The sequence below is a fragment of the Micrococcus sp. M4NT genome (genome assembly GCF_033790745.1).
In the GTDB taxonomy this organism is placed as follows: domain Bacteria; phylum Actinomycetota; class Actinomycetes; order Actinomycetales; family Micrococcaceae; genus Micrococcus.
On the sequence record NZ_JAMYEH010000001.1, the window covers coordinates 270,626 to 284,313 of the forward strand.

Consider the following 13,688-nt stretch of genomic DNA (forward strand, 5'->3'; position numbering starts at 1 on the left):
CGCGACCACGTGGACGGGGCCGTTCCCTTCGGGGAGCGGCCCCGTTGCCATGCCGATGGGAGACGGAGCCGCCGGTAGACTCGATGCGTGGCTTTGACTATCGGATTCGTGGGACTGCCCAACGTGGGCAAGTCGACCCTGTTCAACGCGCTGACGCGCCAGACCGTGCTCGCGGCGAACTACCCGTTCGCGACGATCGAGCCGAACGTGGGCGTGGTGAACCTGCCGGACGAGCGGCTGCCCCAGCTGGCCGAGATCTTCGGCTCCGAGCGCATCCTGCCGGCGACGGTGTCCTTCGTGGACATCGCCGGCATCGTGAAGGGCGCCTCCGAGGGGGAGGGCCTGGGCAACCAGTTCCTGGCGAACATCCGCGAGGCCCACGCGATCGCCCAGGTGGTGCGCGCGTTCGACGACGGCGACGTCGTCCACGTGGACGGCAAGGTGGACCCGGCCTCGGACATGGAGACCATCAACACCGAGCTGATCATCGCGGACATGCAGACCGTGGAGAAGGCGATCCCGCGCGTCGAGAAGGAGGTCAAGGGCAAGAAGAAGGAGCCCGCCGACCTCGAGGCGCTCAAGGCCGCGCTCGCGGTGCTGGAGCGGGGCGAGACGATCTTCGCGGCGAAGGACAAGGACAAGCTGGACATGGACCGGCTGCGGGAGCTGAGCCTGCTCACCGCCAAGCCGTTCATCTACGTGTTCAACTCGGACGACGGCGTGCTGGGGGACGAGGCCAGGCAGCAGGAGCTGCGCGACCTGGTGGCTCCCGCTCAGGCCGTGTTCCTGGACGCCAAGCTGGAGTCCGACCTCGTGGAGCTCTCCGAGGACGAGGCCCGCGAGATGCTGGAGATGAACGGCCAGGACGAGTCCGGGCTGGACCAGCTGGCTCGCGTCGGCTTCTCAACGCTCGGCCTGCAGACGTATCTGACGGCGGGGCCGAAGGAGACGCGCGCGTGGACCATCCCCGTCGGCGCGACGGCGCCCGAGGCCGCCGGCGTGATCCACACCGACTTCCAGCGCGGCTTCATCAAGGCCGAGATCGTCTCCTTCGACGACCTCGTGGCCGCCGGCTCCATGGCCGAGGCGAAGGCCGCGGGCAAGGTGCGCATGGAGGGCAAGGAGTACGTGATGAAGGACGGGGACGTGGTGGAGTTCCGGTTCAACGTGTAAAATTCTCCTATAGGAGAGTATTTGCCGATTTATTTAAGCCGGAGCACTCGATTGATTAGTGGGAGTCTTCCTGGCGCAATATTCGCCTAGGTCGGACCTGGGCTGCCCACTGAGTGTGAGGACCAGGTTGTACTCGATCGGAGATCGTAGCCATGAAGAACAAAGTGGGATACGTCGACCGAAACCAGCTGCGGAGCTGGGCTGACACACGCTCCTCGCAGTCCGAGTTCCCACGTCTAGTGCGACGCCTCATCCTGGAAACCACGCCAGGCCTGGTCGAACTTGGGATGCCCGCGGGCGACGGGGTGGCGGCTGGCGATTGGGACGGTTCAGTCCGGACGGCGAAAGCGACGGCTTGGGTTCCGGACGGCTTGTCCGTGTGGGAACTGTCAGTCGATTCCAGCCCCAACTCCAAGGCCGACAAGGACTACACCAAGCGAATAGACGCTCCATATGCGACTTCGACATCAGACTGCACTTATGTGGAAGCGATCCTGCGTCCTTGGACGACACGGGCCAGATGGGCTGCAAGCAAGCGGAGCGACAACGTCTGGAGAGACGTCAAGGCCCTTGGACTAGACGACGTGGAGTCCTGGCTTGAGGCGGCGCCAATCACGTGGGCGTGGTTCTCGGAGGAACTCGGGCTCTCGCCATATGGTCTTCGTACCGGCCTGTCATGGTGGCGCGACTGGGCAGCACAAACCAATCCGGCATTGACGCCGGAAATCGTACTTGCTGGTCGGTCTGACGCTGCAAAGGCCCTCGAAGGACGGCTAGCTTCATCCGGTTCCGTCACGACGGTTGCTGGCGCATCCATGGAGGAGGCATGCGCCTTTATCGCTGCGATCGCCGTCCACCACGAAGAACAAGGCAAGGGGCAGATGCTAGCGCGGCTGGCATTCGTTGACGATGTATCCACATGGAGGCAGTTGACGGGCTCGTCCCAACCGCTGATCCTGGTCCCGTGCACACCCGAGCTGGCAAGGGCGATACCCGCTGGTACTGTACACAATTTTTGCGTGCCGGTTATATTCACTGAAGGCTCCGATATCACGCTTCCGGCGCTAGGCGCCGCCGAGGTGGCAGCCGCACTGACAAGTGCCGGGGTCACGGACAGAGACAAGGCCGACGCACTCGGTAGACTCGCACGTCGAAGCTTGACCGGGTTGCGTCGAAACCTGGCCGTCAAGGCCGTCCTGCATCGACCTGCCTGGGCCGACGCGAGTCCATCCCGAAGCTTCCGCTCAATCCTGTTGGCTGGCTCTTGGGGGGACAACGTAGAAGGGGATCGCTCGATCCTCGAGGCGCTCGCGGGAACCGACTACGAATCCTTTAGAGAAGATATCGCCGGGATTGCCGACGGTCCCATCGACCCTCTGGCGATCCATACTGACGGAGCCTGGCATCTTGTCTCGCCAGTAGACGCGTGGATGCTGTTGGTGTCGAAGCTGACCCACGACGACATGAAGCGATTCGAGGCCATCGTCGAGATGGTTCTCGCAGAGGGCGATCCGGCCCTCGAGCTTCCACGTGAAGAACGGTGGCGAGCAACGATCGAAGGCAGGACTCGCCGCTATTCGGGCGACCTTCGCCGTGGTATTGCTCAGTCTCTGGCCCTTTTGGCAATTTACGGCGGAACCGTCACTTTGTCGGCCGGGGCAACGGGTTCAGACTTCGCAAATCACTTAGTCGCTAAGTTGCTCGAATGGGCCTCAGGAGACGACACCGGGCAAGCGTGGCAGTCGATCGCGGACCTTTTGCCACTGCTCGCTGAGGCCGCGCCCGACGCCTTCCTTGATGCGGTCGGCGCAGCAGCAGCCGGCGACGATCCTTTGTTATCGACCATGTTCCAGGACGCCGCGGAAGAATTAGGGTTGTTATCGGGCGGCACTCCCCACTGCCATTTGCTATGGGCGCTTGAGTGTGTATCCTGGTCCCCTGGTCACTTCGGCCGTGCCGTCGATCTCCTGGCCCGTTTGGACGAGATAGATCCAGGTGGCCGGATAATAAACCGTCCCGCCGCCTCGCTGGCTGCGCTATTCCGCCCGTGGCATCCTAATAACTCCGTTGATCCCGGCCGGCGAATTGCAGCCCTTGATGCGCTGCGCCATAGGCATCCCGGCGCCGCTTGGAAGCTGGAGACCAGCATGCTTCCGGAGCGTCATGGGATGCACGTTCCGATCAGCTCACCAGCGTTCCGACCCTGGAAGCCGGACAAGCAGTCGGTGACATACGGCGAGATTTGGAGGATGACGACCGCCGCGGTTGAGCGCTGCATCGAGGATGCTGGTGAAGATGCACAGCGCTGGTCAACGATCCTTGCTCACACTTCAGATTTGTCATCCGCAGATCGAGAACGTGTGGTGGCTGCGCTTAGTTCGATGGCCGACCAGCCGGAGTGTGCGACTGACTTCCAGGACGCTGTGTGGCGAGCACTCGTGAACCTTATCGGCCGCCATCGCGAGTTTCCGGACGCTGCGTGGGCGCTCCCCGACGAGGAGCTGGTCAAGCTTGATGCGCTGGCCGCGCGTTATGAGCCTAAATCCGCATACCTCCGATTGGTTGGACTTTTCCAGTCGTGGACCCCGTATGTAGGCGCTCGCAGAAGTGATGACTACCAAGGCTTTGAGCGAGAGCTTGGACATCGACGCAGCGCAGCTGTTAAGGAGATCGAAGCCGAGGGGGGATTCGACGCCATCGAGAGACTGGCACGCGACGCATCTGTAGCCGGGGCCGTTGGCAGCGCGCTCGCGAATGCGGGCTTGTTCCGCGACGCTGAAATTCTGCTTTGGCTTGCGTCTGAGGACGACGATCTCGTCAGCACGGCGATGTCGTACTTCTCAGGTCGCTATGTCCTCGAAGGTTTCGAACTCATCACAGGCTTGCTTGAACGGGACGACCTCACCGTTAATCAGCGTGTTCGACTCCTGCTTGTTGCCCGTGGCAACCTACCGGAGGCATGGGCTTTGGCGGCTGAGGATCCGGAGGTTGAGACCGGGTACTGGGCGGCCTTCCAACCATTCGGCTTGGGCCAAGACTTCGACAAGATTGACGAGGTGGCCGATCGATTGATCCAAGCTGGCCGACACGCCGACGCCCTACATCTGATGTGCACTTACGCGCACATCGAAAAGGACGGACCGCGCCCGCAGGCAGCGCAGCTCATGGTGGACGCCTTAGATGGACTCTTGTCAAACCAAGATCAATCTGCTGACGCTCGGGGCCTATCGACCTACGATTTTCAACAGTTATTTGCCTATCTCGAGGCCATGCAGGAGCATCTCGAGCCCGGCGACCTCGTCCGGCTCGAGTGGGCGTATCTTCCAGCGCTTGGATACGATGCTAAAGTGCCTGCGCTCTCTGAAAGTTTGGCTGCGGATCCGGCGAAATTTGTCGGAGTTGTGTGCGCCGTCTACCGTGCTCGGCCGAAGCATGAGGACGAGGAAGTGGCCGATGACAAAGCTCACGAAGGGCAGCGGGACGCTTCCATGGCAGCCAATGCGTACCGACTGCTCAATGCGTGGGACTCACCGCCTGGGCTAGTCAATGGCGTTATGAATGCCCAAGTACTTCGAACCTGGATTGACAGCGCAACGGAGGGCCTTGTGGAGGGTGGCCGGGTCGAAGCGGGCCTGCAGCATATTGGGCAGGTTCTCGGGCACACCCCTCCAGATGCTGACGGTACCTGGCCGGGCTGCGTCGTGCGGGATCTCATCGAAGAGGTGCAACTCGATTACATCGAGAATGGCCTCTACCTCCACATCGTCAATAGCCGCGGCGTCTCCAGTCGAGGCCTAGAGGACGGTGGTCAGCAAGAGCTCGAAATTGCTGAGAGATATCGTGTGCAGGCGGAAGCGCTCGCTGACGAAGCGCCTCGAGTGGCCAGACTTTTTAGACGCGTAGCTGGCTCGTACGAGCGCGAGGCAAGACGCCATGAGGAGAGCGCGGAACGCGTCCGGCGCGGACTCTATTGAACCATTACGCGAGGGTCGCGCCCGAGGAGGTGTAGTGAAGTGTGAGATTTCTGTGCTAAATACTCGACAAGTGTGGCAGCACCCGTCATTGCGCATTGGAGGAGGAATCGCGGCGGCTTAAGAACGACGATCAGAGCGGGGTTGCCGCATTGTGACCACGGCGCGGAGACCTACCTTGCGCCGTCCCCATGGTGCCTCGCGATCCCCGGTCCCGGTGACTAGGCGACGACGTTGGCCAATGGGACAGTTACTGCCTCAACAGCCATTTTTAGAGCAGCGGCCAGGGGAATGCGAAAGCTTGGCCGCTAGGGGCGGGGAAGCGGCCCTCCTCGAGCAGGTGGGCGCAGCGCTCGACGAGCGCGTCGACCTCCTCCAAGCTGACTAGGCCCCCTAACTCTGGCGCGAGCTTGCCGCCGAGTGCCTCAAGCACCCGACCGACGCCGTCGCGCTCCTCTGAGTTCAGCTCCTCGCCCAGCCACCCCCAGAGGACCGTCCGGAGCTTGTCCTCTGTATGGAAGGTGATGCCGTGGTCCACGCCGTGGCGGTGGCCGCCGGGCATGGCCAGGATGTGGGCGCCTTTGCGGTCCGCGTTGTTGACGATCACGTCGAACACCGCCATGCGGCGCAGCGCCGGCGTGTCCTCGTGGGCGAGCACCAGGCGGCGCCCGTCCTCGTCCTCACCCTCCAACACGGGCAACCGGCCCGACGCCGGCACCTCCTCCATGGGGAACAGGTCCACCGCGTCCTGGGCGGGGTCCTCCTCCTGCCAGAGCTGCACCATCCCCTCGCCGAAGGGGCCGTCTCGCAGCCAGGTGCGCGGAACGATGTCCCACCCCAGTGCCTCGGACACCAGGGACGCGGCCACTTCGCGGCGGGCCAGGGTTCCGGCGGGGAAGTCCCAGAGCGGGGCCTCGCCGGCCACCGGCTTGTAGACCACCGGGGTGTCACCGATCGCGCCGAGGAACGTGGCGTTGGACGCGGTCGTGATGCGGCCGGTGAGCGTCAGCTCCCCGGACAACAGCTCGCCGGCGGGCACGTCCGCGGCGCTCATCAGGAGTCGGGGAGAGTGCAGTCGTGGCCGTCGGGGTCGATGGGCTGGCCGCAGTCCGAGCAGAACGGACGCCCGGCGTCCACGACCTCCCGGGTGCGCCGGGCGAACGCCCGGGCGGCGCCGACGGGCATCCGCACGCGCACGGCCTCGGCGTCCGCCTCGAGCGCCGGGTCGGCGTCGTCGTCAGAGAGCGGGTGCGCGTCGATGAGCACCTGCGCGGTGGTGGGGTCCCAGCCCAGGCCGATGGCCCCCACCCGGAACCACTCCTGCACCGGGTCCAGCGGATCGTTGTCCACGAGCTCCACGGGCGTGCTGGCCGGGACGCTGTGCGGATTGCCCTCCAGCGCCATCAGATCGTCGAGGATCTCGTCGAGCATCTCCGCCATCAGGGCCGACTGCTGCTTCTCCAGGGCCAGGCTCACCAGCCGGGGCCCGGTGCGCACCTGCAGGTAGAACGTGCGGGCTCCGGGACGCCCGACGGTCCCGATGACCACTCGATCCGGCCAGTCGAACTCATGGACATGGGCAGGCGTCTCGGTCATGCGCCGATCCTAGGCGTCGGCTGCTCGCCCGCCGCGCCGGTGCCCGCGCCAGCGGTCGTGCCCGCCGTCGTCGGTGCGCCCGCGCCGCCGCCCACCGGGGCCTCGTCGGACGGGCCGAGCTTCGCAAGCCAGGAGAGGTCCCCGGCGTCGGTGTTCATCGCCCAGACCCGTGGCCGGCTCGGGCCGTAGCTGACGATGGACACGGATGCGGGGCCCACCTCGATCCGCTGGAACAGGTCCAGGTGCGTGCCGAGCGCATCGGCCAGGATCGACTTGATGACGTCCCCGTGGCTCACCGCCACCCACACCGCCCCCGGTCCGTGCTCGGCCTCGGTGGCGGCGTCGTGCCGGCGGATCGCCGCCACCGCCCGGGCCTGCATCCCCGCCATGGACTCGCCGCCCGGGAAGACGACGGCGGACGGCTGGGTCTGCACCGTCGCCCACAGGGGCTCGGTGGCCAGGTCGCTGAGCGTCCGGCCCTGCCACTGGCCGTAGTCGCACTCGGTGAGGTCGTCGTCGACCAGCGAGGGCACCGCGCCCGGCTGGCGTTCGAGGATCGCGTGCGCGGTCTGCACGCACCGCTCCAGGGGGCTGGCCACCACCGCGGCCACGGGGACGGCCGCGATCCGCTCCCCGGTGCGGGCCGCCTGCTCCCGCCCGTGCTCGTCCAGGCTGACCCCGGGGGTCCGGCCCGCCAGCAGTCCCGTCGCATTGGCCGTGGTGCGGCCGTGCCGCACGAGGAGAACCGTCGCCATGGCCTCAGCGTAGCGAGGGGATGCCCGCCTCTCGCGGACAATGCCTCGCGGCCATGACGCAAAGGGTCAGTGACGCAACGCGGAGGACGCCTATGCCCGGCAAGGCTGACGCCCGTCTGCAGGACTCGGACATCGTCCTCAACCTGGCCGCGTTCCTCGCCGCCGTCGCCTCCTCCGTGCTCCTGGGGCACGTGCTGCCCGCGGTGTTCGCCGCGCTGGCCGTGCTCGCCTGGCTGATCCTGGCCGTCCGCACGGTGCGCGCCCGCCGCGCGGGGCACGAGCCCGTCGGCCAGCGCCCCGCCGGCGCCCGCCTCTAGGCTGGCGCCATGTCCTTCCTGATCCCTTCCGTCCCCGTCTCCTGCGGCTGCCTCCTCTTCGACGAGGCCGGCCGCCTGCTCGTGCTCAAGCCCACCTACAAGAAGGGGTGGACCATCCCCGGCGGGATCATGGAGGACGACGGCGAGACCCCCTGGGACGGCTGCCGCCGCGAGGTCCGGGAGGAGACGGGCCTGGAGGTGACCGCCGGGCGGCTCGTCGCCGTCGACACCCGCCCCAGCAAGACCGACGGCCGGACCGGCCTGCGCTTCCTCTTCCGCGCCGTCCACCCGCTCACTGCCGCGGACGTCGCCGCCATCGGCCTGCAGGAGGACGAGGCCTCCGAGCATCGCCTCGTGACGCGCCAGGAGGCCCGGAAGCTCCTGCGCCCGGCGATCGCCCGCCGCGTCGACGCCGCCTGGGACGCCGCGCACTGCGTCTACCTGGAGGACGGGCGTCCCGCCGCGGGGGTGGATCAGCCGGCGGGCTGAGGCCCGGCCCCCGGTCGGACGAGCGGTGCCCGGCGGCGTCCCCGTCCTGGATGAGGGCCGCCGCCTGATCTGCGGAGGTGATCGTGGCGGCCCGGCCAGGAGGGTGGACGCGGGACGAGACGGTGCGCCCAGGCAACGGCGGGACGGTCCCGCGGACGGCGCTGCCGTGGCAGCGGAAGAGGTCGAGGACCCTCCGGGGAGGATGCCCCGGCTCGGGTACCGTAGCGAAAGGATCCCACCCCCCAGACCTTCTGACAGGACCACCATGAACGACTCCCCGCTCGTCTCCAAGCTCTCCGCCGAGCTCCTCGGCACCTTCGTGCTCGTCTTCGGCGGCGCCGGTGCGGCCGTGTTCTCCGCATCCGTGATCGACGACGCCACAGGCGTCAACATGGGCATCGGCTTCCTCGGCGTCGCCCTCGCCTTCGGCCTGACCGTGGTGGCCATGGCCTACGCCGTGGGTCACGTCTCCGGCGGTCACTTCAACCCGGCCGTCACGCTGGGTGCGGCGCTCGCGGGCCGTCTGCCGTGGAAGCTCACTGTGCCGTACTGGATCGCCCAGCTCGTGGGCGGCGTGGCGGCCGGCGGCGTGCTGCTGGCGATCGCCTCCGGTCGTCCGGGCTACTCGCTTGCGGAGAACGGCCTGGCCACCAACGGCTATGGCGAACTCTCGCCCGCGGGCTACTCGATGGGCGCGGTGTTCCTGACCGAGGTGCTGCTGACTGCCGTGTTCCTCTACGTCATCCTCGGCGCCACGGACCGCCGTGCTCCGTCCGGCTTCGCGCCGCTGGCCATCGGCCTGACCCTCACGCTGATCCACCTGATCTCCATCCCCGTGTCGAACACCTCCGTGAACCCCGCTCGCTCCTTCGGCGTGGCCCTCTTCGCGGGCGGGGACGCCCTCGGCCAGGTCTGGCTGTTCTTCGTGGCCCCGTTGTTGGGCGCCGCGGTCGCCGGTCTCAGCTACCGCTTCGTCTTCCCCAACACCTCCCGGGTGACCGAGGAGCTGCCCGAGCCCGCCGCCGACGGGACGCGGGACGCCGTCTGACCCCTGCCATTCGGGCCCTGCCCTCACCGCCCCGTCTCTTCCCGCACCTCCTTGGAACGCAGCAGGCGCGGCGCCGTCGTCAGCGCCAACCCGCCGAGGATGTTCAGGGGGATCACCCACCACACCCAGCTGAGCCACTCGAGCCACCCCACGCCGTGCGCTCCGGACAGGATGGCTCCGATGATGAGGATCGAGTCCATCACCGAATGGAAGAGCGAACCGCCGGCGAGGACGATGGCTCCGGCGACGGACGCGACGATCATCGCCGTCGGGCTGTCCGTCCCGGCCTGCATCCGCGTCACGAGGGTGATCGCCACCCCGGCCAGGACCGCCAGGGCGGCGCCCTGCCAGCTGAAGCCGATGTCCAGGAAGTGGTGGGCGCTCTCGGCCAGGGTGCCGTGCAGGTCGGGGAACCCCGCCACCACGAGGGCGATCATCACGGTGCCGCCGAGGAGGTTCATCACGAGGGTCACCGCCCACAGACGCAGCAGCTCCACCCACGTGCCCCGGCCGGCGGCGATCGCGGTGATCGGGTAGTAGAACCCCTCCGTGAAGAGCTCGGAGTGGGCGAGGAACAGGCTGACCAGGCCGATGGAGAACGCGAGTCCGGCCAGCAGGTGGCTGCCCGTCTCGTGGAGCGTGAGCAGGTACGCGAGCAGGCCGATCGTGATCTCGACGCCGCCCAGGAACCCGGTGGTCGTCAGGACGGTGAGGGACCGATGCAGGCGTTCCGCGCCCTCGTCTGCCGCCTCCTCGTGGGTCCGCCTCACCGGATCCTCGGTGCCGTCCTCGTCGCTCTGGTGCTGGTGATCCACGCCTGTCATGCCGGAGATCCTGCCACGGCACGGCGGACGCCCCGTGCGGCGCGCCCCACCCCCCCGCTCACCGGCGCCGTCCTGGTTCCCGATCGACGAGGACCTCGTGGTGCTCGCCGCCGCCCCGTGGGCCGCCGGCCTGCCGGAGACGGACTGACCGGCATCGCTCCCTTCACGGTCATGTCCGTGGCACGCTGGGCCCATGATGCGTGACGAACGGCCCACGGGTCGGCTGGGCCTCGCCCTGGGCGGCGGAGGAGCGCGCGGGCTGTGCCACATCGGGGTCTGGCGGGTGCTCGAGGAGCTCGACATCCGCCCGGACGTGCTCGCGGGAACGAGCATGGGCGGCCTCCTCGGCGCGCTCATGGCCGCCGGTCATGACGCCGCCTCGCTCGAGAAGATCGCGCGGAGCGTGGACTGGCCGCGGCTCATCAACTGGGGCCTGACCGGCGGCATCCTCTCCGGCGAGAGGCTGCGGGCCTGGCTCCGCGAGCTGCTCCCGGACACCTTCGAGGAGCTGCAGATTCCCCTGGTGCTCACCGCGGCCGACGTCGTCGAGGGCCAGACCCGCTACCTGCACACCGGGGACCTCATCACCGCGATCCAGGCGACCACCGCCTACCCCGGCGCGCTGGAGCCGGTGACCGTGGGGGACTCCGTGCTGGTGGACGGCGGCATCCTCAACCAGATCCCGGTGGACGGGGCGCGCTTCCTGGGCGCGCAGCGGGTGATCGCCGTCGATGCCACCACGCTCGAGCCCATGGAGCGGCCGCAGGCCGGGGCGCGCACCCGCACCCGCCGTTCGCCCGCCACGTCGCTGCGCCAGGCCATGCGGGCGATCGACGTCATGCAGGCCCAGCTCACCACCGTCCGGCTCTCGCTCTACCGGCCGGACGTGCTCATCAGCCCGCCGATCGAGGGGATGACGGTCGCGGACTTCCGCAGCTCCGGCGTCGCCATCGCGGCGGGAGAGGAGGCGACGCGCGCCCGGGCCGAGAAGCTCGTGGAGCTCAGTCGCGGCAGAATGGCCTGACGCCCGCCGCACTTCCGTCAGGAGCACCATGACCGCCACCCTTGTCGCCTCCGGCCTCGCCGGCGGCCACGGCCACCGCACGCTCTTCGAGGATCTGGACCTCACGGTCGCGCCCGGGGACGTCGTCGGCGTCGTGGGGGCCAATGGCGCGGGCAAGTCCACCCTGCTGCGCATCCTCGGCGGGGACCTCGCGCCGCAGGCCGGCACGGTCAGCCTGGCCCCGGCCGACGCGTTCGTGGGCTGGCTGCCGCAGGAGCACGAGCGGGTGCCGGGGGAGACGGTGGCCGGGTACATCGCCCGCCGCACCGGGTGCGCCGCCGCGCAGACCGAGATGGACGAGGCCGCCGAGGCCCTGGCGGACCCGGACGTCACCGACGCCGCCGCGGACCGCTACAACTCGGCCCTCTCCCGCTGGCTCGCCTCCGGGGCCGCGGACCTGGAGGAGCGCCTCCCCGAGGTCCTGGCGGACCTCGGCATCGACATGGACGGCGACGCCGCCCAGCACACCCTGATGACCTCCCTCTCCGGCGGGCAGGCCGCCCGCGTCGGCCTCGCCGCGCTGCTGCTCTCCCGCTTCGACGTCGTGCTCCTGGACGAGCCCACCAACGACCTGGACCTGGACGGCCTCGCCCGTCTGGAGCGGTTCGTGCAGGAGCTGCGCGGCGGCGTCGTGCTGGTGAGCCACGACCGCGAGTTCCTGGCCCGCTGCGTCACCCGCGTCATCGAGCTGGATCTCGCCCAGCACTCCAACCGGGTGTACGGCGGCGGGTATGACGCCTACCTCGAGGAGCGCGCCACCCTGCGCCGGCAGGCCCGGGAGAAGTACGAGGAGTTCGCCGAGCAGAAGGCGGACCTCGTCTCCCGCGCCCGCATCCAGCGCGAGTGGTCCAGCCAGGGCGTGCGCAACGCGATGCGCAAGGCCCCGGACAACGACAAGATCCGCCGCAAGGCGAGCGCCGAGTCCTCCGAGAAGCAGGCCCAGAAGGTCCGGCAGATGGAGAGCCGCATCGCGCGCCTGGAGGAGGTGGAGGAGCCGCGCAAGGAGTGGAGGCTGGAGTTCACCATCGGTGCGGCGCCGCGCTCCAGCTCGGTGGTCGCCACCCTCAACGACGCCGTCTTCCGGCAGGGCGGCTTCACGCTCGGCCCGGTGACCCTCCAAGTGAACGCGGGGGAGCGGATCGGCATCACCGGGCCCAACGGGGCCGGCAAGTCCACCCTGCTGCGCGGGCTGCTGGGCCGCCAGGCCCCGGACGAGGGCACGGCCGCCCTGGGGTCCAGCGTGCAGATCGGGGAGATCGACCAGGCGCGCTCGCTGCTGGCCGGCACCGTCCCGCTGGCCGCGGCCGTCGAGGCGCTCGTGCCCGAGATGGCCTCCGGGGAGGTGCGCACCCTGCTGGCCAAGTTCGGCCTCAGGGCCGACCACGTGAACCGCCCCGCGGACGAGCTCTCGCCCGGCGAGCGCACCCGGGCATCCCTGGCCCTGCTCCAGGCCCGCGGGGTGAACGTCCTGGTGCTCGACGAGCCCACCAACCACCTGGACCTGGAGGCCATCGAGCAGCTCGAACAGGCCCTGGAGACCTATGAGGGCGCCCTGCTGCTCGTCACCCACGACCGCCGCATGCTGGACACCGTCCGCACCGACCGCCGCTGGCAGGTCCAGGACGGGCGGGTGACGGAGCGTTGACGACCCGGGCACCGTCACCCTTGCCCGAGATTCGGTTGTGTACGACCATGAGAGTTCAGTCCCCACCAACGAAAGGGCTCCCGACATGTCCCGCATCCTGATGATCCTCACCTCGCACGACCAGCTGGGCGACACCGGCCGCAAGACCGGGTTCTGGCTCGAGGAGTTCGCCTCGCCCTACTACGTCTTCACGGACGCCGGCCACGAGGTCACCCTCGCCTCGCCCCGCGGCGGCCAGCCGCCCATCGACCCGACGAGCTCGAAGCCGGAGATGCAGACCGAGGCCACCCGCCGGTTCGACCAGGACGAGGAGGCCAAGGCCGCCCTGGCCCACACCACGCCTCTGGCCCAGGTGGACGTGGACGGGTTCGACGCCGTCTTCTACCCGGGCGGTCACGGCCCGCTGTGGGACCTGGTGTCCGACGCCGACTCCACGCGGATCATCCTCGACAGCGACGCGGCCGGACGCCCGCTCGGCCTCGTCTGCCACGCGCCCGGGATCCTGCACCCGATCACCGCCGCCGACGGCACCCCGTTCGTGCGCGGCCGTCAGGTCGCCGGGTTCACCAACGGCGAGGAGGAGGCCGCCCAGCTGACGGACGTGGTCCCGTTCCTCGTCGAGGACTCCCTGATCGCCGCCGGCGCGGACTACCGCAAGGGCCCGGATCAGGAGAGCTTCGTGGTCACGGACGGCACCCTGGTGACCGGCCAGAACCCGGCCTCCTCCGCCGACGCCGCCCGCCGCCTCCTGGACCTGCTCGCGCGCTGACCCCCCGCCGAGCCCGCCGCTTCGACCCCGAGGAGACC

The 13,688-nt window shown here is 68.6% G+C and carries 13 protein-coding genes; 9 read left to right on the top strand and 4 right to left on the bottom strand.

Translation table 11 applies throughout. The annotated features are described in order from the left end of the window. The first annotated feature begins 87 nt into the window (after positions 1–87). Both ychF and NJC10_RS01375 read left to right on the top strand, forming a co-directional pair. Complete coding sequence (gene ychF / locus NJC10_RS01370) at positions 88–1,173, top strand: redox-regulated ATPase YchF (RefSeq protein ID WP_319074139.1); 1,086 nt, start codon at positions 88–90, stop codon at positions 1,171–1,173. Between the two features lie 377 nt (positions 1,174–1,550). After that, the gene (locus NJC10_RS01375) at positions 1,551–5,147 is read left to right on the top strand and encodes a hypothetical protein (RefSeq protein ID WP_319074141.1); all 3,597 of its coding nucleotides are present in this window, start codon (positions 1,551–1,553) and stop codon (positions 5,145–5,147) included. 268 nt (positions 5,148–5,415) lie between these two features. Here NJC10_RS01375 and NJC10_RS01380 read toward each other — a convergent pair whose 3' ends face one another. The 3 genes from NJC10_RS01380 to NJC10_RS01390 are packed head-to-tail and all read right to left on the bottom strand — an operon-like array spanning position 5,416 to position 7,495. Continuing rightward, positions 5,416–6,198, bottom strand: a complete 783-nt coding sequence (locus NJC10_RS01380) for an SCO1664 family protein (RefSeq protein WP_319074142.1) — start codon at positions 6,196–6,198, stop codon at positions 5,416–5,418. Further along, entirely contained in the window at positions 6,198–6,740 is a 543-nt protein-coding gene (locus tag NJC10_RS01385) for a DUF3090 domain-containing protein (RefSeq protein WP_319074143.1), read from the bottom strand. Before NJC10_RS01385 ends, NJC10_RS01380 begins: the two co-directional genes overlap by 1 nt. Next, a complete protein-coding gene (locus NJC10_RS01390; protein ID WP_319074144.1) occupies positions 6,737–7,495 on the bottom strand; it encodes a histidine phosphatase family protein in 759 nt (252 codons plus the stop codon). The genes NJC10_RS01385 and NJC10_RS01390 overlap by 4 nt, the downstream gene beginning before the upstream one ends. Before the next feature lie 92 nt (positions 7,496–7,587). Here NJC10_RS01390 and NJC10_RS01395 point away from each other — a divergent pair, with 92 nt between their 5' ends. From NJC10_RS01395 to aqpZ, 3 genes are all read left to right on the top strand, one after another. Next, positions 7,588–7,812, top strand: a complete 225-nt coding sequence (locus tag NJC10_RS01395) for a hypothetical protein (RefSeq protein WP_319074145.1) — start codon at positions 7,588–7,590, stop codon at positions 7,810–7,812. Positions 7,813–7,821: 9 nt separating this feature from the next. Next, positions 7,822–8,301, top strand: a complete 480-nt coding sequence (locus NJC10_RS01400; protein ID WP_319074146.1) for an NUDIX hydrolase — start codon at positions 7,822–7,824, stop codon at positions 8,299–8,301. A 265-nt stretch (positions 8,302–8,566) separates the two neighbouring features. Beyond that, entirely contained in the window at positions 8,567–9,349 is a 783-nt protein-coding gene (aqpZ, locus tag NJC10_RS01405) for an aquaporin Z (RefSeq protein WP_298711908.1), read from the top strand. A gap of 23 nt (positions 9,350–9,372) precedes the next feature. Here the strand turns inward: aqpZ and NJC10_RS01410 are convergent, their stop codons facing one another. Then, entirely contained in the window at positions 9,373–10,173 is an 801-nt protein-coding gene (locus tag NJC10_RS01410; RefSeq protein ID WP_298711912.1) for a formate/nitrite transporter family protein, read from the bottom strand. On the opposite strand from NJC10_RS01410, the gene NJC10_RS01415 reads away from it, so the two are divergent. The 4 genes from NJC10_RS01415 (at position 10,172) to NJC10_RS01430 (ending at position 13,650) form a co-directional block, all read left to right on the top strand. Continuing rightward, positions 10,172–10,321 (top strand): hypothetical protein, encoded by a 150-nt coding sequence (locus NJC10_RS01415; RefSeq protein ID WP_319074149.1) that lies wholly within the window; start codon positions 10,172–10,174, stop codon positions 10,319–10,321. The two genes, NJC10_RS01410 and NJC10_RS01415, sit on opposite strands and share 2 nt — an antisense overlap. Positions 10,322–10,366: 45 nt before the next feature. Next, positions 10,367–11,197 (top strand): patatin-like phospholipase family protein, encoded by an 831-nt coding sequence (locus NJC10_RS01420; protein ID WP_319074150.1) that lies wholly within the window; start codon positions 10,367–10,369, stop codon positions 11,195–11,197. Between the two features lie 28 nt (positions 11,198–11,225). Continuing rightward, positions 11,226–12,881: an ABC-F family ATP-binding cassette domain-containing protein gene (locus tag NJC10_RS01425; protein WP_319074151.1), complete on the top strand. Its 1,656-nt coding sequence runs from the start codon at positions 11,226–11,228 to the stop codon at positions 12,879–12,881. 85 nt (positions 12,882–12,966) lie between these two features. Next, a complete protein-coding gene (locus NJC10_RS01430; RefSeq protein ID WP_158491460.1) occupies positions 12,967–13,650 on the top strand; it encodes a type 1 glutamine amidotransferase domain-containing protein in 684 nt (227 codons plus the stop codon). The last annotated feature ends 38 nt before the right edge of the window (positions 13,651–13,688 follow it).

What these genes read in the sequence shown, in the direction of transcription:
- NJC10_RS01380 (WP_319074142.1), bottom strand. Translation starts at nt 6,198, where the DNA reads ATGAGCGCCGCGGACGTGCCCGCCGGCGAGCTGTTGTCCGGGGAGCTG.
- NJC10_RS01385 (WP_319074143.1), bottom strand. Translation starts at nt 6,740, where the DNA reads ATGACCGAGACGCCTGCCCATGTCCATGAGTTCGACTGGCCGGATCGA.
- NJC10_RS01390 (WP_319074144.1), bottom strand. Translation starts at nt 7,495, where the DNA reads ATGGCGACGGTTCTCCTCGTGCGGCACGGCCGCACCACGGCCAATGCG.
- NJC10_RS01395 (WP_319074145.1), top strand. Translation starts at nt 7,588, where the DNA reads ATGCCCGGCAAGGCTGACGCCCGTCTGCAGGACTCGGACATCGTCCTC.
- NJC10_RS01400 (WP_319074146.1), top strand. Translation starts at nt 7,822, where the DNA reads ATGTCCTTCCTGATCCCTTCCGTCCCCGTCTCCTGCGGCTGCCTCCTC.
- aqpZ (WP_298711908.1), top strand. Translation starts at nt 8,567, where the DNA reads ATGAACGACTCCCCGCTCGTCTCCAAGCTCTCCGCCGAGCTCCTCGGC.
- NJC10_RS01415 (WP_319074149.1), top strand. Translation starts at nt 10,172, where the DNA reads ATGCCGGAGATCCTGCCACGGCACGGCGGACGCCCCGTGCGGCGCGCC.
- NJC10_RS01410 (WP_298711912.1), bottom strand. Translation starts at nt 10,173, where the DNA reads ATGACAGGCGTGGATCACCAGCACCAGAGCGACGAGGACGGCACCGAG.
- NJC10_RS01420 (WP_319074150.1), top strand. Translation starts at nt 10,367, where the DNA reads ATGATGCGTGACGAACGGCCCACGGGTCGGCTGGGCCTCGCCCTGGGC.
- NJC10_RS01425 (WP_319074151.1), top strand. Translation starts at nt 11,226, where the DNA reads ATGACCGCCACCCTTGTCGCCTCCGGCCTCGCCGGCGGCCACGGCCAC.
- NJC10_RS01430 (WP_158491460.1), top strand. Translation starts at nt 12,967, where the DNA reads ATGTCCCGCATCCTGATGATCCTCACCTCGCACGACCAGCTGGGCGAC.